This window comes from Delftia sp. ASV31 (genome assembly GCF_016428765.1).
Taxonomy (GTDB): Bacteria; Pseudomonadota; Gammaproteobacteria; order Burkholderiales; family Burkholderiaceae_C; genus Comamonas; species Comamonas acidovorans.
The window spans coordinates 1-18,919 of sequence record NZ_JAELTK010000045.1 but is presented as its reverse complement, the minus strand read 5'-3'; the positions used below and the strand labels follow the sequence as shown (position 1 = coordinate 18,919).

Genomic DNA, 18,919 nt, shown 5'->3' with positions numbered 1-18,919 from the left:
CCGGCCTGCACCGGCCCTGCTGAACGTGCCGCTACCCCAGCGTCAGGTCCCGCAGCGCGGACATCAGCGGCGACCAATGGGCCTTGGGGTGGCTGATGAGAAGCCAGCTGCGGCGCGTGCGCAGCTCGGGGATGGGCAGGGACTGCAGGCGCTCGGGATTGCTGCGCAGCACATGGCTGGGCACGTAGCACAGCAGGTCGGTCTGGCCCACGATGTCGATGGTGGCCTCGGTGTTGTGCTGGATCTCCAGGGCCACGGTGGGCGCGCCCAGGCCCTGGGCCGCGAAGGCCTCGTCCACCACCTTGCGCACGGCGGCGCCCGGTGCCGGCAAGGCCCAGGAGTAGCCCTGCAAATGCCCGAACCTCAGGCCCTGCTCCAGCGCCAGCTGGAACAGCGGGTGGCGCGGCCGTGCGGCGGCCCATAGCTCGTCCTCGCCGATGACCACCTGGGCGCAGCGCGTGGCATGGCCCGGGTAGGACGGCACCACGGCCAGGTCCAGGCTGCCGTCGAGCAGCGCGCGCTCCAGGTCGTCGGACTTGCCCACGGTCAGCCGCACGCGCAGGCCGGGGCGGCGGCGCAGCAGCTCGGCCACGGCCCGGGTGGCGCGGCTTTCCGAGGTGGCCTGCGTGAAGCCCAGGCGGATCAGGCCCACATGCTGGGCCTGGATGTCGCTGGCGGCGCGCATCGTCTCCTCATGCCGCAGCACCAGTTGACGCGCGGGCTCCATGAACAGCTGGCCGCTGCTGGTCAGCGCCACGCCATGCGTTCCGCGCGTGAACAGGGCCGCTCCCACGCCCTGCTCCACGCGGCGCACGATCTTGGAGACGGCCGGCTGGGTCAGTTGCAGGGCAGTGGCCGCACGCCCGAAATGGCCATGCTCGGCCACGGCCAGAAAGCAGGCCAGCTCGTTATAGGCAAATCCCGTCATGCCATTCCTTGTCAACGAAGAAAAACGAGAAAGCTTGCTACCTTGCCGAGCAAAGCCATTCCAGATGTGCATCGATTTTCGCTGGTTTGGTTATCACCAAGACAGGGCTTGTGGCTAGAGTTTTGGCATGGAAACTTTTTGAGCCACATCATGAACCCACCAAACATCGTGCTCATCGTCGCGGACAACCTGGGCTGGGGCGAGCTGGGCTGCTACGGCGGCGGTGCGCTGCGCGGCGCGCCCACTCCGCGCATCGACCAGCTGGCCTCCGAGGGTCTGCTGCTGCAGAATTTCAACGTGGAAAGCGACTGCGTGCCCACGCGCTCGGCCCTGATGACGGGGCGCCACCCCATCCGCACGGGTGCCCTGCAATCGGTGCCGGCCGGGCTGCCCCAGGGCCTGACGCGCGGCGAGACCACGCTGGCCCAGTTGCTGTCGGCCCAGGGATATGCCACGGCGCATTTCGGCAAATGGCATCTGGGGGACATTCCGGGCCGTTATCCCTCGGACCGGGGTTTCGACGAGTGGTACGGCATTCCGCGCACCACGGACGAAAGCCAGTTCACCGCGACCACGGGCTACGACCCCCTGGTGGCGCCCCTGCCCCACATCATGGAAGGCCGCGCAGGCGCGCCCTCGGACGATGTCAAGGTCTATGACCTGGAATCGCGGCGCAACATCGATGCCGAGCTGGTGGAGCGCTCGCTGGACTTCATGCGCCGCAACCACGCCCGGGACCGCCGCTTCTTCCTGTACCTGCCCCTGGTGCACCTGCACTTTCCCACGCTGCCGCATGCGGATTTCGCGGGCCGCACCGGCCAGGGCGACTTTGCCGACTCCATGGTGGAGATGGACCATCGCGTGGGCCAGATCTCGGACGAGATCGACCGGCTCGGCCTGCGCGAGGACACCCTGTTCATCTTCTGCAGCGACAACGGCCCCGAGTTCCGCCAGCCCTACCGCGGCACGGCCGGCCCCTGGCGCGGCACCTACCACACGGCCATGGAGGGCAGCCTGCGCGTGCCCTTCATCGCACGCTGGCCGGGCCGCATCCAGGCCGGGCGCACCAGCAACGAAATCATGCACGTGACCGACATCTTCTCCACCCTGGCGGCGGTGGCGGGCGCTGCCGTGCCGCAGGACCGGCCCATCGACGGCCTGGACCAGACTGCCTTCCTGCTGGGCGAGCCCCGGTCCGCGCGCGAGGGCTTTCTCTTCTACATCAAGGACCAGCTGCGGGCCGCGAAGTGGCGCGACTGGAAGCTGCATTTCTACTGGGAGCCCGAGGTCAACGAGAGCAAGGGCAAGCTGGAGTCACCCTACCTGTTCAACATCGTTCGCGATCCCAAGGAGGAGCATGACGTGCTGATCTTCAACACCTGGGTGCTCAACCCCATGCTGACCATGGTCCAGCGCTTCAACGAAAGCTGCAAGGCACACCCCAACACCGCGCCCGGCGCCCCCGACCAATGACCTGCGCACCCCTACCCGCCCCGCAGGCCAGCGGCCGCCTGCCGACCACCCGCCGCCATGCACTGCGCCCCCTGGCCGCCGCAGCCCTGCTGGCCCTTGCACTGCCCACGGCCCGCGCGGCCGATTCCCCGGCGCACGCGCCGCAGGGCAAGCCCATCACCTGGATCGTGGGCTTTGCGCCCGGCGGCAGCCTGGACGTGCTGACCCGCCATGTGGCCCGGCAACTGGAGGCCAGGGCCGGTGTCAGCGTGGTGGTGGAGAACCGGCCGGGCGCCTCGGGCGCGATCAGCCTGCAGGCGGCGGCCAAGGCGCCTGCCGATGGCCTGACCCTGGTCTCCGTTCCCGGACCGCAGCTGTCCGGTCCACGCCAGCCCGAGGTGGGCCGCGAGCTGACCGCCGTGGCCGTGATGGCCCGGGGCGCCATGGTGCTGGTGGGCCCGGCCCCGGGTGCGGCCGGCAGCCTGAGCGAACTGGTAGCCGCCATGAAAGCCAAACCTGGCCAATGGAGCTACGCCAGTTCGGGCACGGGCACCTCCCAGCATCTGGCCGGCGAACTGCTCAACGCCCTGGCGGCCACCAGCATGGTGCATGTGCCGTACAAGGGCGGCGGGCAGGCCGTGACCGATGTGGTGGGCGGGCAGATCCCCCTGGCCATGCTGGGCGTGACGCCCGTGCTGCCGCACATCCAGTCGGGCCGGCTGAAGGCCTATGCCGTGACCAGCGCCACGCGCATAGACAGCCTGCCTGATGTACCGACCATGCGCGAGGCCGGCGTGCCCGGCTACGAGGCCACCCAGTGGTATGCCGTGGCCGTGCCCTCCGGCACGCCCCCCGAGCGGCTGGCCCAGCTCAACCAATGGATCAACCAGGCCATGCAGTCGCCGGAGCTGCGCCCCACGCTGCAGGCCGCCGGGGCCGTGGCCACGCCCATGTCGCTGCCCGAGATCCAGCGCTTCATGTCCCAGGACAACGCCAAGTGGAAGAAGCTGGCCGCAGACCGGCGCCTGGCGCTGGACTGACCCCACAGCGCCGGGCCGCGCCAGGCCGGGCCGGGCCGGGCCGGGCCGCCAGCCCCTTTCAATGCGCCGAAAACCCCAGCAGATACTCGTAGCTGAGGCTGGTGGTGCGCGCATCGCCTGCCACGGGCAGGCGCACGATGGCCAGCAGCTGGTTCATGCCGGCACGCGGTGTGACGGTCACCAGGCCGTCGGCATCGGTTGCCAGTGGCGGGCCGCTTTCTCCCAGCGACACGCGCACGCCGGCCCGGGGCTGGCCGTTCAGCAGCACCTGGAATTGCTGGGGCTCGCCCGCGTGGGGCGAGCGGCGGGTCTTGGCGATGATCTCCAGGGTCTGGCCCAGCTTCTCGCGGGTGACCGGGCCCCATTCGAGGATGGTCTTGTGGAACTTGAGCGCATGCACGCCGCTGGTGGCGCCGGGGTTCTCGGTCATGGGCTTTTCGACCATCGGCCCCTCGCCCACGCGGCTGAAAAATCCGTTGTCGAAATGCGCGGCCAGCAGCGCAGCCTTGCGGGCCGGCGTGGCGCGGGCGCCGCCGGGCACGGGCTGCACGGCCACGTCGATGCGGCGGCCGCGCGCGTCATAGGCCTCAACGCTCTTGAGCTTGCCGGCCGCAAAGTTCTCCAGCTGGCCCTCATGGCCGCCGAATTGCACGGTGTAGGCGCCGTCGGCATCGGGCTCCAGCCAGACGTTGTGGGCCTGGGCCAGCGGCGCGCAGGCCAGCAGGACCACGAATGCGGCGGTTGCAACGGACGCGAAACAGGGGTTGGATTGCATTTTTCCCTCCTCAAAACTGTGTCTGCACGCCGACCTTGAGCGTGCGCAGCGCGCCGGGCGCGAACAGCGGCACGCCGCGGATGACCGAGGCCGACGTGGCATAGGCCTTGTCCCCCAGGTTGGAGACCACGGCATAGATGCGGCTGCGCGCCGAAGGCAGGCGCCAGCTCAGGCCCAGGTCCCAGGTGGCGTAGCCGCCGTAGAACACGCTGTTGTCGGCCGTGACGGCATAGCGGCCCACGCGGCGCCAGGTGAGCGTGCCCTCCCACTGCGCCAGCGGGCGCCAGGCCAGGCCCACGGTGGCGGTCTGCCGGGGCACGCCGGCCACCTGGTTGCCGACCAGGGCCGGGTTGCCGTTTTCGGTCACGCGCGAATGGGCGCTGCCCCAGGCCAGTTGCAGGTCCAGGTTCTTGCGCACCGCCCACAGCGCGCTGGCCTCCACGCCCGTGCGGCGCGTGGCGCCGAAGTTCTCGTACACGCCGGGCGCCACGTTGCGGATCTCGCCCGAGGACTGCAGGCGATAGGCGGCCACATCCAGCACCAGGCCCGGCATGGGCTTGATCTGCGCGCCCACTTCGGTCTGCCGGAAGATGTTGGGATCGAGCCGCGCGGCGCCCAGCGCGTACTTGGCGAAATCGCTGGCCAGCGCAAATCCTTCGGACCAGCTGGCGCGCAGCAGCACGCCCGGCGCCACCTGCGAGCGCAGGCCCAGCTTGGGGCTGGCATGCGCCGTGCGCGCCAGCGGGCCGCAGGGGTCGCTGCCCGTCTCGGGGCCGTTGGGACGGCAACCGCCCGTGAAGCGGTCCCAGCGCAGGCCGGCGGACAGCTGCAGCAGGCGGTGAACGGGCGCATCCACCTCGGCAAAGGCCGAGAGGGTGTTGAGCCTGGAATTGCGGTCATCAATGGCCGCGCCCGTGCGCTCGCGCCACTGCAGGCCATCGTAGAACTGGTAGTCGGTGGATTCGCGCACGGCCTCCAGCCCGGCCACCCAGTTGAGCGGGGTCAGCGCCGTGACATGGCGGCCATTGAGGCTGGTGCCGGCGCCGTAGACGGCGCGGTCATAGCTTTCCTCGCGCTGCCGCCACTGCAGTGCGTCGATGGGCCGGCTGAACCAGCGCGTGAAGCTCTGCTGCGTGGTGTAGGCATGGCCCAGCCAGGTCAGCCGGGGCGAAAGCGCGTACTGCACATCGGCCCGCAGCGTGGCGAAGTTCTTGCGCGTGCCATCGTTCATGGCGCGCGGATCGATGCCATGCGGATCGCGTGCGAACTGCCCCGCCGTCAGGTACGAAGGCGAGTCGCCCTCGCCGTGGTGCAGCCGTGCCGACAGCGCCACCTCCAGCTGCGGCGTGAGCCGCTTGCTCCAGCGCAGCGCCGCCGTGCTGCGCTGGAACTGCGACTGCGCGCGAAATCCATCGGTGCGGTAGTGCTGGGCCGCCAGGTTCAGGAATTCGCCCTCCCCCAGCTTCAGCCCCAGGGCGCCCTGCGCGTCCAGCGTGCCGTGGGAGGACAGGCTGACATCGGCCTCGCGGTAGGGGGTGTAGTCGCCCTGCTTGCGCGTCTCTATCGCCATCAGCCCTGCGCGGTTGAAGTTGCCGTACAGCGCCGACACGGGCCCCTTGTAGATGCTGATGCGCTCCATCTCCAGCGGCACGATGACGCCCAGGTCCACATAGCCGTCGGCATGCGACATGGCCTCGTTCAGGGGAATGCCGTCCAGCGCTACGCCCACGTCGCCGCCATGGCCCCCACCGCCGAAGCCGCGCATGACGATGGCGTCACCCACGCCCGACAACTGGTAGTTCTGCACATTCATGCCCGGCACCTGGCGCAGCAGCTCCTGCGGATGGCTGGCGTGGGCGTTGGCGATGTCCTCGGCCTCGATCACCGTGGTGGTGTAGGCGGCCGAGGCGCCACGCGCGGTCTGGCCCTTGACCTCGACGGGCTGCAGGCTGGGCGAGGCATCCGTCGCCTGCTGTGCACCAGCCTGGGGAATGGCGGCCAGCCCCAGCAGGCCGGCCGCCGCAATCTGGTGCAAGGCGCAGGGCCGAGAAGGAAATTTCAGAGGATGTGTCATGCGGGTCCAAGAGTTGTATGAAGAAAAAAGCAAACTTCATACCGGCCTGCGTGACAGGGGCTGCGCGCCCGGCCCCGGACTGCCTCAATCGTCGTGCGAATGCGGATGGTGGTGCGCGTGATCGTGCCCGCCAGGCTCTGCCCTGCGCGCCATCACCACGTTGAGCTGGCCATGGTGCACGCCGCGCTCGGCCGTGATGGTGTCGGCAAACCGCCGCACGGCGCTGGCCGGGCCGCGCAGCATGACGGTTTCAATGCATTGCTCGTGGTCCAGGTGCACGTGGGTGGTGGCCATGTGCAGTTCGTGGTGGTCATGTTGCAGGCTGGCCAGGCGCTCGGACAGGTCGCGCTCGTGGTGGTTGTAGACATAGGACAGGTTGGCCACGCACAGGCCGTCGGCGTCCTCGCGCTCGCGCACCTGGGCCAGGTGGGCGCGCAGCACGTCGCGGATGGCCTCGGAGCGGTTGTCGTAGCCGCGCGCGGCGATCCATGCGTCGAAATCACGGGCCAGGTCGTCGTCGATGGAGATGGTGAAGCGTTCCATGGGCAGCAGAAGTGGGGAAACAGGTGGTGGGAACAAAAAAGGTCGGCATCACGCAGGATGTGCCCGGCCATTGTCTGGCCATCGTCCGGCCATCCAGGCCGGTGCCCTGCATGCAACACCCGCGCCAATCACTGTCGGCGCAGGCTGGCAATAGCGACAAACCACCACGGTCATGCTTTGTTCACATTAGCGCAATATCCGGTTACCCTGACCGAGGTTGCGCAGTGCGCACCGTCGATCGCTGAAAGGGGCGCGGCATGCAGTATTCATTCGATCAGCTTCTGGACATGCTGCTGTCCCTGCTGGAGGCTGCGCCCGCCTGTTCCTCGCGCGAACAATCCTTCGAGCAGCTGCGCACGCTGTGGCTTCAGACCCACAGCTATTTCGCGGCCCCCGAGACCGAGCTGCGACGCCTCGCCGGACGCAGGCTGGTCGAACTCCACGGCTGGAAGGATCTGGACAAGGACCCCTGCTACCTGGACCACGATCCCGGCAACGGCAGCGCCCTGCGCATCTACCTGCACCGCGATGGCGGCATGGTGATACAGCGCCTGCAGGGCGATGGCCGGCAGATCCTGTTCTCGCGCCTGGGCGTGCAGTTGCAGCCTGCTAGCTGAGCCTGCGCCTGGCCTGCGGGGCCAGACATCGCCCCACATCACATGCGCCCCGTGGTCCCCGCATTGCAGGGACCCAGGATCACGGGCCGGGCTGCCGCTCTCAGCCCTGGCGCAGCAGCCGCGCCAGCCCCTGCTCAAACCGGCCGTGCAAGGCCTGCGCGCCCTCGCCCGACAAGGCCAGCGCCAGCGCATGGCCATGCGTGTAATCGATCAGCAAGTCCAGCAGCACGGCGGCTTCGCCATCGCCGGGCTCGCACTGCTCCACCTCGCCGCGCAGCCGCTGCGTGAAGGCGGCCAGCGAATCGGTGAACAGGGCCGGGTCACCCAGAATGCACACCGTCAGCGCCGGATGGCGGCGCACGCGGTCCATGTAGCCCACCAGCAGCGCCTGCACACGCTGCACGGGTGCAAGCCCAGGCGAAGGTTCGGCCAGCGGCTGGCCATGCACGCGCTCCACCAGGCTGCGCATCAATTCCTGCTGGTCGCCCACATGGTGGATCACCGACATGGGCGTAATGCCCAGCTGCCGCGCCAGCGGCCGCAGGCCAAAGCCCTGCGCGCCCACGGCCTCCAGCAAGGCCAGCCCGGCATCCAGCACCTGATCGCGGCTGAGCGAGCGCCCGGCCGAGGGGCGCCCGCGCCGTGCAGCCTGTGCAGCCTGTGCAGCCGGTACAGCCTGCTCACCCATCGCCGCCACCGTTGCGCACCATGACCCGGCCGCCAGCCTCCACGCGGTAGCGCGTGCTGACCATGCCGCTGGGATAGGCCTGGGAGGCCAGGCAGGTTAACCGCAGATCGCAGCCGATATCGCCAAACAGCGGCCGCCCCGCGCCGATCAGCACGGGCACGCGGGTGATCGTCATCTCGCCCACCTCACCCGCCGCCAGGAAGGCGCGTATCACGGCGCCGCCGTCGATATAGGCGCTGCTCCAGCCCTCGGCCCGCAGCTCGGCCACCAGTTGGGCAGGCTGGACGGACGTGATGCGCAACTTGCCGCGCAGGTGCACAGGCACATCGCCCGCGCCCAGCGTGCGGCTCATCACCACCACGGATTTCTCAAACGGCCAGCCGTCGAAGCCCAGCACGCTTTCATAGGTGGAGCGGCCCATGACGATGCCGTCCACCGTCCTCATGAAGGCCGCGTAGCCGTAGTCCTCGCCGCCATCGCCCCCGGCCGGCAGCCAGTCCAGCGAACCATCGGGCCGGGCGATGAAGCCATCGACCGAAGTGGCGATGAAGACCTTGCCGAATGCATTGCCGAACGCATTGCCGTGCGCTTTTGCGGGTGTCCTGTCGGGTGCCATGGCAGTCTCTCCATCCAATTAAACATACACCGTATGATAATTAATCTGCGGCACCCTGGCTACCGATGGCCGTGCTCAGGCATAGGCCAGGATGTCGGCCAGCGGCCTGCGCGCCTTCTGGGGGCGTGGCGTGCCTGCCGCGTGGCCCACGGCGACCAGCATCACGGGCAGTTCGTGGGCCTGCAGGCCAAAGCCCGCTGCCAGCAGTTCCGCATCGAATCCCACCATGGGGCAGCTCGCCAGCCCCAGGCCCTGAGCGGACAGCATCAGCGTCATGGCCGCCAGCGAGGCCGAGCGCACGGCCTCGTCGCGCTGCAACTGCAGGTTGTCCGCATGCGCGGCATGGGCCTGCGCCACCCAGCCATCGGCCGTGCGCTGGCTCATCACGCCGCTGTCCACGCTGGGCTGCAAGAACTCCGCCAGCCGCGCATGGGCGGCCAGCGTGCCGCAGACGATGAAGACGGCAGAGGCGTCCTCCACCTTCTGCTGCCCATAGGCGGTGGCTTTCAGGCGCGCCTTGGCCTCTGGCGTGCGCACGGCAATGAAGCGCCAGTTCTGCAGGTTGTAGGCCGACGGGGACAGCGAGGCCTGGGCCACCAGCGCGGCCAGGGTTTCGTCGGCCAGCGGGCGGCCGGGCTCGAAACGGTCTGCGGAAACGCGCGAGGCGATGGCCTGGGCGACGGGCATGGAAGCAAGATCGGAAGAAGTCATGTGAAACGCTCGATTGAAAAAAGAGGAACCTCGATGCCAGAAACTCAGGCGCCGCGCGAAGCAGACCACTGCACCGCCAGCACGCTGGCCAGCACCACCAGCAGGCCCAGGAAGGACATGCCCGTCATGGACTGCGACAGCAGCGCCCAGCCCAAGACCACGGCGGTGAGCGGGCTCAGCAGGCCCAGCGAAGACACGGCCACCGAAGGCAGGCGCCCGATGCCGCGAAACCACAGCACATAGGCCAGCAGCGCGCCGGCAAGACACAGGTAGGCATAGGCGCCCAGTTGGGTGAGCGACAGCGCGGGCAGCGGCGCATCCACCCACCAGGCCAGCGGCAGCAGCATCAGCCCACCAAACAGCAGTTGCCAGCCCGTCAGCGCCAGCACCGGCAAGTCCACGCGCCAGCGCCGCGTGAGCCAGGTGCCGGCTGCCATGCACACCGCACCCGCCAATGCCGCCGCCATGCCCACGGGCTCGAACACCGTCTGCGGCGACAGCAGCAGCACTGCCATGCCCGCAATGCCCGCCACGGCGGCCCACAGCGTCAGCCGCGCGGGGACCCGCCCGTCCACGCCCCAGGCCAGCGCCATCACCAGCAGCGGCTGCACGGCACCCAGCACGGCCGCCAGCCCGCCCGGCAGCCGATAGGCCGCCACGAACAACAGCGCCTGGAACACGCCGATGTTCAGCCCGCCCAGCACCAGCAGCCGCCACCAGCCCGAGCCCACGGGCAGCCGCCGCGTGAACAGCACCAGCAGCAGCCCGGCCGGCAGCACGCGGATCAGCGCAGCCGTGAACGGACGGTCTGGCGGCAGCAGTTCGGAAGTGACGATGTAGGTGGAGCCCCAGATGGCGGGCGCCAGCGCGGTCAGCAGGATGTCGCGCCAGGACATGGCGAGGCTGGCCGAGGGTGCGCAAGAAGAGGATGGCGAGGAGGACATGGCATTTATCTTCAATTCAAGATAAATCCATTATGCACGACTTATCTTAAAATCAAGACAAATGCCGAAACCCACCCTCCCCCGCCTGCCCGACCGGGTAGACACCATCCTCGAACAATGGGCGCGCGAACGCCCCGACCTGGACGCCAGCCCCATGGGCCCCATAGGCCGCATCAAGCGCTGCGCCGCCCTGCTGGAGCAACGGCTGGAGGAATGCTTTGCGCGCTTCGGCATGACCATGTGGGAGTTCGACGTGCTGGCCACGCTGCGCCGCTCGGGCGCGCCCTTCTGCCTCACGCCCACGGCCCTGTTTTCCACGCTCATGGTCACCTCGGGCACCATGACCCACCGCATGAAAAGCCTGGAGACGCGCGGCCTGGTACAGCGCCTGCCCAACCCGCAGGACGCGCGCAGCATGCTGGTGCAGCTCACCGACCAGGGGCTGGAGCTGATAGACCGCGCGGTGGAAGCGCACCTGGACAACGAGCGCGCCATGCTGGCGCCCATGCCCGTTGCCGAACTGGCCGCGCTGGACCAGCGGCTGTCCCAGCTGCTGCGCGTGCTGGAGGGCGGGCCTGACGAGGGCACACGCCCTGCCCCCTGAACTGGCGTATGTCCAGGTCGTTGGAACTGGCGACGGTCGTGGTGCTCACGCCCTTCGTCATGACCCGGGAACGCTTTTGGCAAAAGAGGTGCTTCCCTTGAAGCACATCGCAGGCACCCAGCCGCTTCTCGATACGCCATGGCAGCAATTGCTTACCCGCATGTCTCAAGACCTACGCAACAACCCGCATCCTGGACTCGGATGGGCAATGCCAGAAAATCCTGAGCACACAAGCGCGACCCACAGAAGACCATTGGCTTTCCCACAATCTGCTGCAAAAACCTTGTGTCGAATTTTTGTAGCCAGATGTAATGATTTCGCCAGAGATTTCCACTAAGATGTCCATTCCAACGGTGAAATGGCGAAAACAGATTCTCAAACGACTGTGATACTCCCTCAACGCACCATACCATCTTGATAATGGTTTATTAATCTCCCGCCTTGGATACAAAAGGCTGCCGCAGGCTGAATGCGCGCGATTTTCAATCGTCCAATGTTCAGGCTTTTTTCGGCTGATCCTTTACCGCACAATTTCTACACGAATGGCATGACGTCAGTTTATTCAGGCGGCAAACAGGCGGTTTAGCGAGTTATTCAATCTTTCAAACGGTACTGTGCAAAGCAGTCTCGCCGAGGCTTCGGCGTGGAATAGCCCTATGGCATCGGCACATAAGAAATGGGAGACATACCATGGACATATCGGAAATAGCTTTGGCAAATAGCGAATGCCATCTCGATGCTGAGCATCCAACAGCAGATGAAGTCATCGCGTCTGCACTCACTGCGCGTGAAATCGATGTACTCGAAGCGATGGCCAAAGGCCTTGGTTGCAAGGACATTGCGCACACGCTGGGCATCAGCGAACACACGGTACGCAAGCACCGCAGCAATATGTGTACACGGCTGGGCCTGCGCAATGCCGTAGAACTCGTCACGCATGCCAGGCGGCAAGGCTGGTTGAGCGCTGCCCGCTCACCGCTCCCTCTGTCGCCCCGCGAGCAGGAGGTGATGGTGCACGTGCTGGCGGGCCAGACCAGCAAGGAGATCGCACGTTCGCTTTACCTCAGCGACTTGACCGTGCGCAAGCATCGCGAAAACATTCTGCGCAAACTGGGCCTGACAAGCACCGCCCAGTTGCAGACATTCGCGCCAACGGCAACTCGCAATGGCGGCAGCATCTGATATCCAGGCCAGCGCGCATCGCCTGTCCGTGCTCACCGAATACGACATTGGAAGTATTCCATCCTCCTGATGCAATTGGGCATGATGAGTCCAACGAATACTTATGACGGCTTCAGCAGGCGCCAGTGCATTCCAGGTTTGCGCGGTTGATATGGAATATCCGCGCGAGCCTTGAAAGGCTGCAAAGGCTCATATCCCTTCACCTCTTCGCCTCTACGGTCAGCGTCCGTCGAGGCATCTTCCCGGCGCCCACGTGTCGGATTCCTGCACGCAACTCAAAGGAGTATCCCGCCATGAACCACTCTTCGCGGTCACCCCCTGCGATTTCTCCCAAGCACCCCATGCCTTAGGCCCAATACCGGGCAATCATTCTCATTGGCAAAGAAAAGCGTTCATGACTTCAAACCTCATGTCGCTCCCTATTCATTCAATTTCAGGAATTGCACGCCATGTCAGATCAAGCCATGTTCAGCCAGTTGTACAACGCCCTTGTCGATAATCTCGGCACCCCGAATTTCCAGTTGCTTGGCACCCCCAAGGACTTCAGCTGGGGCACGGCTCCGACCGGGCAATGGGACCCGGCCGCCTATCAGATCGTCAGCGGCATGCCGCAGTGGTCCGCGATCGGCCAGTACGGCAGCCTCGATGCGACGCTCTTCGACGCCGTCCGTCAGATCTTTGGTCACGTGACATTCAAGGTCAGCCCCGAGCAGCAGGCCAATCAGACGGAGCTGGCCAACCTGTGCGTCCAGAAAAGCAATGCGATGGCCAAGGCCAACAGCGACATGAACCAGTTCTACCTGAGTTCAAAGCAGAACGGCGGCTTGATATTCGCAGCCCGCTACCCTGACATCAACACCTGGCTCAACAACGCGCCGGAGGCTGCTGCCTACGTTGCCGCCATCCAGGCGGCCACCAACGCCTACAACCAGGCGATCAAGATGAAGATGGAGCTGGAGCGAGCCAGCATGCCCAGCGATCTGCAGCGCGCCATCGACATGATGCAGACGCCGTCGGGCGACCCTGCCTCAAACAACGCACCGGCAGGCTGGACCAAGGTGCCGGATGGCTCGGGCATCCTGCGCTGGCAGCCGGACTTCCACATCGACACGACGGGCGCGGACTGGCGCGCAGCGCTCAGCAATGGCAGTGCAGGCGCGTTCTCGATCGCGATGAAATCTTCGCAGTCGAGCAGCGACTTCAAGTCCTCGTTTGCCAAGGGCTCGACCAGCGTTGGCAACTTCTTCTGGAGCGTCAACGCATCGGGCGGCTGGAGCAAGTCCGACCTGTTCAACCAGGACTCGAGTTCGTCAGTGAAGATCAGCTGCGAGTCCTCCACGCGCGTGAAGGTGAATCCGGGCGACTGGTACCCGGGCGGCTTCATGAGCGAACTGGCCAAGGCCCAGCAGGGGCCGGGCGGCCAGGGCTACACCATCGTCGCCCCGTGGGTGGCCAACGGCGGCCCGGGATCGAGCTCCCTGTTCGGCCCGAACGGCATCGTTGCGGCACGGGTGTCCGAGCTGCTGGTCGTCTACAAGCCTTCGTTCGAGATCACGATGAGCGCCAACACCTATCAGCAGAACAAGCAGGCCTTCGAGGCCAGCGCGGGTGTGCGCATCGGGCCCTTCACCTTCGGTGGCACGGGCGGTCACCAGTCCGAATACACCAAGAGCACCGCACAGGCCAATACCTTCAAGGGCAGCAGCACCTCGGTGAACCCGCAAATCATCGGCGTGATCGTCGACTTCCCGGGCATCCACTGACCTGAAGACCAGCGGGTGGGCAGGACGCCGCGGCGGGTCCCGCCCACCCCGCCCACCCCCGTCAACCGGAGACAGCGTTCATGAACGTGATCCATCAGTTCCTCGGCGGCCTGGCTGATCTGGTGCCTCCGCCCCCAAGGGCCCCAAGCGTATCGAGCGGGCCGAAAACCGGCATGGTGTTCAAGCGCTCGGCATCCATTTCGGCGCCGCTGGTGCGGGGGCAGATGCTGATGCCAGTGACCGCGTGGAACTGGCCGGATCCAGTGACCGGCACCATGGCCGACGCGCAGTTTCTCTTTGCAGATACGGTGCCCCAGTCCGCTGCCAATGGCGCGCTGTACCAAGCGTCGGGGCGCAGCTTTTCGCAGGGATACAAGACCTTTCTGCAGGTACTCGAAGCCTGCAAGTTTCCCTATCAGTCGATGCTTGCAGGCGCCATGCAGAAGATGGCAACGCCTGCGGGCGAACCTGCATACTCGCCCACTCCGGTGGGATGGACCAAGGTGTACGAGACCGGCTACCTCCAGTGGAAACCGATCTGGACACTGCCCAAGAGTTCGTCGGAGTGGAGCGCAGCAGTGGCTGTCGGCACGATCGCAAACCCCGGCACCTTGCGCTTGAATCTCAACGACACATCCGGCGCAGGGCCGCAGGCTCCGGCGTCTCTGCAGGCCCTGGACGCTTCCGGCCGCGTCCTTGCGCTACCCGCCGCTTCGCTGGAGACGGTGACGATCACCTCTGAATGCTGGGACCAGGTGCCGATCTACCCCGGCAGCTGGTACGACGCCTCGATGGTGGCGCTGGGTCGCGGCCTGGTGCCGGATGCAGGCGTATTCTTCGGGCCTGGCGGCCTGATGGCGTGCCGTGTGTCAACTTTCTACGTCGCGTTGAAACCCCGCTTCGACTTCACTGCCGCAGCGCCGATACCCGCCTCGCTGCGCCAGACGCTGGATGAAGCTGACACCGTGCAGGCCATGGGTGTGACGGTTCAGCGCGCACGCGGAGACGGACAGCCAAACCAGGCCTTGCGCCTCGTGAACACCGATCCTGCCCCCGTCATCGTGGCCGTGAGCCTTGAAACCTTGGCGTGATCCGTCACGTCAGACGATTGCATTGGGCACCCCAGGGCCGCAAGGCGCAGGCTGCTTGCTATGACGCAGCAAAGTGCATGGTGGCCGCATGCGTGGCAGCGCCCTGCCCTATCGCAAACCTTCCGCCTGCAGCGACTTACGCACGGCAGGCCGCTCACGCATCCGCGCGTACCAGCCTGCAAGGTGCTCCAGGCCATCAAAGCGAATGCTCGTCTTGTAGACCGACTCCAGCCACGGCGCCTGCCCCCACTGCGTGAGCGCGTACAGATAGGCATCGGCCACGGTGAAGCCATCGCCCATCAGGTAGCGCTTGCCGGCCAGTTGCGAATCCACCCAGGCATACCGCTGCTCCAGCTTGGGTTTGGCCGTTTCCACGCCGTACTTTCCCGCCGCCACGGCATACAGCAGCGGGATGAAGCCCTTGTGGATTTCCGAGTTCAGAAAGGCCAGCCACTCCAGCAGCCGATAGCGCTCCAGGCTTCCCTGGACTGGCACCAGAAGAGACGCAGACCGCAGGTCCGCCAGGTACTGCAGAACGGCGGGCCCTTCCCGCAGCAGGCTGCCGTCGTCCAATTCCAGCAGGGGGACATAGCCGAACGGGCTGAGCGCACGGAAATCCCTGCCGTCTTCCGTCTGATGGGCCTTGTGGTCCACCCGGACCAGTTGGAAATCAAGCCCCAGCTCGTTCAGGACAATGTGCGGCGCCAGCGAACAGGTGCCCGGCAGGTAGTACAGCTTCATGGAATTTCTCTGGTGATGGAACAAGGGGCCTGCGCGTTCAGGCACAGCCCCTGGCCAATGTCATGCACCAGGGAACAATCTGGAAGAAGGCAATAAAACTGCCCATAGGTTAAAAAAATATACCTGCCGCCTGCCTATGATGAATGTGCTATGAAATCCAACATCTCCGGCTGCTCCGTGGAAGAAGCCATGCGCCTGCTGGGCGGCCGCTGGAGGCTGCTCATCGCCTCCTACCTCATCGACGGCCCCCGCCGCTTCAACGACCTGCGCCGCGACATGCCCGGCATCTCCCAACGCTCCCTCACCCTGGACCTTCGCGCGCTGGAGGAAGCGGGCCTGGTCAAGCGCACGGTCTACCCCACGGCACCGGTCAAGGTGGAGTACGAACTGACCCCGGATGGGGAGCGGCTCAAGCCCGTGGTGGAAGTGATGAAGGAGTTTGGGTTGTGGGTGAAGGGGAAGGCGCCGGCCTGACGAAAACTGCGCCGGTTGGTCGTCTCCATCCGCCCTCCCTGCAGACAGGCAGGCCCCATCGCCGCATGAACGGTGATTTCCAGAACAACGACCATGACGAACAAGCCTTCCGAGCAGGCATCCCGCGCCGAGTACGCGCGACGGATCAATCGCGTGCTCAACTACATCGATGCCCACCTGGATCAGCCTCTGGATGGCGCACATCTGGCCGACATCGCCAATTTCTCGCGCTTCCACTTTCACCGAATTTTCGCCGCATGGATGGGAGAAACGCTGGGCAGCTATGCGCAGCGCCGACGGCTCGAGAAGGCGGCGTTCCGGCTGTCCTGCGGCAGCAAGGACACCGTGCTTGAAACCGCCTTGGCCACCGGCTTCCAATCGGGCGAAGCATTTGCGCGCGCCTTCAAGCTCAAGTTTGGCTGCACGCCATCGGCCTGGCGCTCCACCACGCTTGAGCGACTGAAAGCACAGGCGGCCGCGATCGGACAGCAACCAGGCAGCCAGCAGAGCAATCCTGATCAGGTCTTCGGCAATCTCCATCAGACAGACCCATGCGCGTTCGGCGAACCTCAGGGCTCTTGTCACCTGAAGGAAGAAATCGCCATGGACGTCCGCATCATTGATCTACCCAAAGCACATATCGCCTATCAACGCTTGATCGGCCCCTATGGGCCAGCCATAGGCCAATTCTGGCGAGGCACCATTGCGCCGTGGATGCACTCCAATGGCCTCAGCGATCAAACGTGCTACGGCATAGGCTATGACGACCCCTCTCTCACGCCCGCCAGCAAATGCCGCTATGACGCCTGCGTGGAAGTCCCCGCGCATTTCGTCGCCAGCGGCCAGGTGGACACCCAATCCCTGCCGGGCGGCCGTTACGCCGTGGCAAGGTTCAAAGGAAAACCCGAGGGTCTGGCCAATGCCTGGATGTGGCTGACGCGCGAATGGATGCCGTCCAGCGGAATGCAATGCGACGACCGGCCTTGCTTTGAGATGTTTTCTGCGGCCACTGCCATGGATGCCGACACCGGTGAGTTTTGTTGCGACATCTGCATTCCGGTGCGGGCGCTGTGAAGCGACTCAAGCCGGTTGAGGTTTGACGAATGTGTTGGGTTGGCCGGGTGAATCCACTACCCGCTGCAGGCGTTGGACCTTAGCCGTCAGGTGTCGGCTTTGCAGCGTGAGCAGTCTGTCGCCTGACGGCGGGCTCGGGGGATCAGCGGGATAGCGCTGAACTCCCCGTCAGTGGTCGTTCGCGTCAGCCAGCTATCGACCCCGAGCAGTCCTTCAGGGCAACGCACTAAAGCAGTCGGTCATCACGATTTTTAAGTCTGACCCTGTTACATTCATCGTAAGTCCATTCCTGGCTTGCAGGCGGCAGGTCTAATGGTGATTTGTAAAGTGAATTCATACAATTCGTACGCCGCTGAGCTACGCTGCAAGCCTTTTTCGAGACTTTGGGCCGACCAATTTAGACCACTGACCTTAGATATGGTCTGGTTTTTTTGCGGTCTGCATCACGTTAAATTTTTACGGAGAAGTCATATGAGTACGCCACCCACATCCATGAAATGTAACAACATTGCATCTCTAAAAGCATATCTTGCGGGCTTTCCACACCAACTGGATCACAAACCTAACGGGCAGAGCATGTATAAATTTGAGGATGGACTTACGCTAAATGTGTATGACACAGGCTCAGTCGTCTTCCAAGGAGCTGGCGCCGCTGCTCCGCTCGCTGCCCAGGTCGCTAATCTGATTAATCAGATTAATATGCCTATCCCTCCCCAAGCACCAAAACAACCCTAACCTTTCAGTCAAGCGGCCGGCTTACAGTCAGACGCTTGACTGAAAGGTTAGGTCCAAGGAGGAGACATGAAGTCACGAGAGCTATTGACAACGCCGGTGCTTATCGTCACTGGGTACACGATCGTTTCGCATCGAGACGGTAAGTTTTTGCATAGTTTCACCCCAGAGAGCACAACCACTGTCTACCAATTTATTGCTAACCGGGAGCCGGTGTTCGACCAGGGCGAACGATACAACATTGGCTACACGGTCAAAGATGGTGTGAATTGGGTGGACGTGTCAGCGTCTGCAAAGGCAGACCACGTAGATCCACACAAGAGCTACTACGTGTCAAAACTGCTCGGCGAAGAGCTGAAGGAGGTCGAAACTCAAAAATCTGACGAGCGAGTTCAGCACAACGCACGCGATGGTCGCTATCTAGGGAAAAAGTACGCTTGGCGAATCTATGGAATGGCTGTCGCTCGTGACACGTTTGATGCCTACATGAAAGACATCGCCCATCCGGCGGTTGACTGTTACACAGAGGGCAGTCCGTCAGTTGCATATAGGGAGGCCGGGCTTGAAGGGGCGATGGCGGCGCTAATTCAGTCGGTAACCAGAGTTGGCGGGAACCGTTTTCGGTCACCGCTCCTTCCATCAAAGAATTGGTTTCAAATCAAGGGCATCTCTGCCATCACTGATAAGAAGTAGGCAGAAGGTTGAGTGACTGCTATTTAATGCTGTCAACGCCCGCTACTGGCCCTGTCTCTTATACACATCTAAGAGGGGGGGGGGGGGGGGGGGGGGGGGGGGGGGGGGGGGGGGGGGGGGGGGGGGGGGGGGGGGGGGGGGGGGGGGGGGGGGGGGGGGGGGGGGGGGGGGGGGGGG

Annotated in this window: 20 protein-coding genes; 11 read left to right on the top strand and 9 right to left on the bottom strand. The window is 65.0% G+C overall.

Annotation, left to right across the window (positions count from 1 at the left end):
* Positions 1-31: 31 nt before the first annotated feature.
* Complete coding sequence (locus JHD82_RS16835; RefSeq protein WP_199137618.1) at positions 32-928, bottom strand: LysR family transcriptional regulator; 897 nt, start codon at positions 926-928, stop codon at positions 32-34.
* A 150-nt stretch (positions 929-1,078) separates the two neighbouring features.
* On the opposite strand from JHD82_RS16835, the gene JHD82_RS16830 reads away from it, so the two are divergent.
* Both JHD82_RS16830 and JHD82_RS16825 read left to right on the top strand, forming a co-directional pair.
* Positions 1,079-2,401 carry an arylsulfatase gene (locus tag JHD82_RS16830; RefSeq protein ID WP_070080985.1) on the top strand — a complete coding sequence of 441 codons (1,323 nt, stop codon included), beginning with the start codon at positions 1,079-1,081 and terminating at the stop codon, positions 2,399-2,401.
* Positions 2,398-3,420 (top strand): tripartite tricarboxylate transporter substrate binding protein, encoded by a 1,023-nt coding sequence (locus JHD82_RS16825; RefSeq protein ID WP_199137616.1) that lies wholly within the window; start codon positions 2,398-2,400, stop codon positions 3,418-3,420. The genes JHD82_RS16830 and JHD82_RS16825 overlap by 4 nt, the downstream gene beginning before the upstream one ends.
* A gap of 58 nt (positions 3,421-3,478) precedes the next feature.
* Here JHD82_RS16825 and JHD82_RS16820 read toward each other — a convergent pair whose 3' ends face one another.
* The 3 genes from JHD82_RS16820 to nikR form a co-directional block, all read right to left on the bottom strand.
* On the bottom strand, positions 3,479-4,195 hold the full coding sequence (locus JHD82_RS16820) for a DUF4198 domain-containing protein (RefSeq protein WP_199137614.1): 717 nt from the start codon (positions 4,193-4,195) through the stop codon (positions 3,479-3,481).
* 10 nt (positions 4,196-4,205) lie between these two features.
* Entirely contained in the window at positions 4,206-6,230 is a 2,025-nt protein-coding gene (locus JHD82_RS16815) for a TonB-dependent receptor (RefSeq protein WP_233174769.1), read from the bottom strand.
* A gap of 123 nt (positions 6,231-6,353) precedes the next feature.
* Positions 6,354-6,812: a nickel-responsive transcriptional regulator NikR gene (nikR, locus tag JHD82_RS16810; RefSeq protein WP_123691520.1), complete on the bottom strand. Its 459-nt coding sequence runs from the start codon at positions 6,810-6,812 to the stop codon at positions 6,354-6,356.
* Positions 6,813-7,069: 257 nt separating this feature from the next.
* Between nikR and JHD82_RS16805 the strand changes: the two genes are divergently transcribed.
* On the top strand, positions 7,070-7,429 hold the full coding sequence (locus JHD82_RS16805; RefSeq protein ID WP_088165118.1) for a hypothetical protein: 360 nt from the start codon (positions 7,070-7,072) through the stop codon (positions 7,427-7,429).
* Positions 7,430-7,529: 100 nt separating this feature from the next.
* Here the strand turns inward: JHD82_RS16805 and JHD82_RS16800 are convergent, their stop codons facing one another.
* The 4 genes from JHD82_RS16800 to JHD82_RS16785 form a co-directional block, all read right to left on the bottom strand.
* Entirely contained in the window at positions 7,530-8,117 is a 588-nt protein-coding gene (locus JHD82_RS16800) for a TetR/AcrR family transcriptional regulator (protein WP_199137610.1), read from the bottom strand.
* Positions 8,110-8,733: a dihydrofolate reductase family protein gene (locus tag JHD82_RS16795; protein WP_199137608.1), complete on the bottom strand. Its 624-nt coding sequence runs from the start codon at positions 8,731-8,733 to the stop codon at positions 8,110-8,112. The genes JHD82_RS16800 and JHD82_RS16795 overlap by 8 nt, the downstream gene beginning before the upstream one ends.
* 75 nt (positions 8,734-8,808) lie before the next feature.
* Positions 8,809-9,444: a nitroreductase family protein gene (locus tag JHD82_RS16790; RefSeq protein ID WP_199137606.1), complete on the bottom strand. Its 636-nt coding sequence runs from the start codon at positions 9,442-9,444 to the stop codon at positions 8,809-8,811.
* A 44-nt stretch (positions 9,445-9,488) separates the two neighbouring features.
* Positions 9,489-10,340: an EamA family transporter gene (locus JHD82_RS16785; RefSeq protein ID WP_199137656.1), complete on the bottom strand. Its 852-nt coding sequence runs from the start codon at positions 10,338-10,340 to the stop codon at positions 9,489-9,491.
* Between the two features lie 109 nt (positions 10,341-10,449).
* On the opposite strand from JHD82_RS16785, the gene JHD82_RS16780 reads away from it, so the two are divergent.
* From JHD82_RS16780 to JHD82_RS16760, 5 genes are all read left to right on the top strand, one after another.
* A complete protein-coding gene (locus JHD82_RS16780) occupies positions 10,450-10,992 on the top strand; it encodes a MarR family winged helix-turn-helix transcriptional regulator (protein ID WP_012204944.1) in 543 nt (180 codons plus the stop codon).
* A 97-nt stretch (positions 10,993-11,089) separates the two neighbouring features.
* Positions 11,090-11,329: a hypothetical protein gene (locus JHD82_RS16775; protein ID WP_199137598.1), complete on the top strand. Its 240-nt coding sequence runs from the start codon at positions 11,090-11,092 to the stop codon at positions 11,327-11,329.
* 353 nt (positions 11,330-11,682) lie between these two features.
* Positions 11,683-12,174: a response regulator transcription factor gene (locus tag JHD82_RS16770; protein WP_199137596.1), complete on the top strand. Its 492-nt coding sequence runs from the start codon at positions 11,683-11,685 to the stop codon at positions 12,172-12,174.
* A 449-nt stretch (positions 12,175-12,623) separates the two neighbouring features.
* Complete coding sequence (locus JHD82_RS16765) at positions 12,624-13,937, top strand: hypothetical protein (protein ID WP_199137594.1); 1,314 nt, start codon at positions 12,624-12,626, stop codon at positions 13,935-13,937.
* An 80-nt stretch (positions 13,938-14,017) separates the two neighbouring features.
* Entirely contained in the window at positions 14,018-15,028 is a 1,011-nt protein-coding gene (locus tag JHD82_RS16760) for a hypothetical protein (protein ID WP_199137592.1), read from the top strand.
* A 108-nt stretch (positions 15,029-15,136) separates the two neighbouring features.
* Here the strand turns inward: JHD82_RS16760 and gstA are convergent, their stop codons facing one another.
* A complete protein-coding gene (gene gstA / locus JHD82_RS16755; protein WP_199137590.1) occupies positions 15,137-15,769 on the bottom strand; it encodes a glutathione transferase GstA in 633 nt (210 codons plus the stop codon).
* 150 nt (positions 15,770-15,919) lie between these two features.
* On the opposite strand from gstA, the gene JHD82_RS16750 reads away from it, so the two are divergent.
* The 3 genes from JHD82_RS16750 to JHD82_RS16740 all read left to right on the top strand — a co-directional run bounded on the left by JHD82_RS16750 (position 15,920) and on the right by JHD82_RS16740 (position 18,742).
* A complete protein-coding gene (locus JHD82_RS16750) occupies positions 15,920-16,243 on the top strand; it encodes a helix-turn-helix domain-containing protein (protein ID WP_047470923.1) in 324 nt (107 codons plus the stop codon).
* Positions 16,244-16,336: 93 nt separating this feature from the next.
* Positions 16,337-17,317: a GyrI-like domain-containing protein gene (locus tag JHD82_RS16745; RefSeq protein WP_199137588.1), complete on the top strand. Its 981-nt coding sequence runs from the start codon at positions 16,337-16,339 to the stop codon at positions 17,315-17,317.
* 801 nt (positions 17,318-18,118) lie between these two features.
* Positions 18,119-18,742: a hypothetical protein gene (locus tag JHD82_RS16740; RefSeq protein ID WP_199137587.1), complete on the top strand. Its 624-nt coding sequence runs from the start codon at positions 18,119-18,121 to the stop codon at positions 18,740-18,742.
* Positions 18,743-18,919 lie beyond the last annotated feature (177 nt).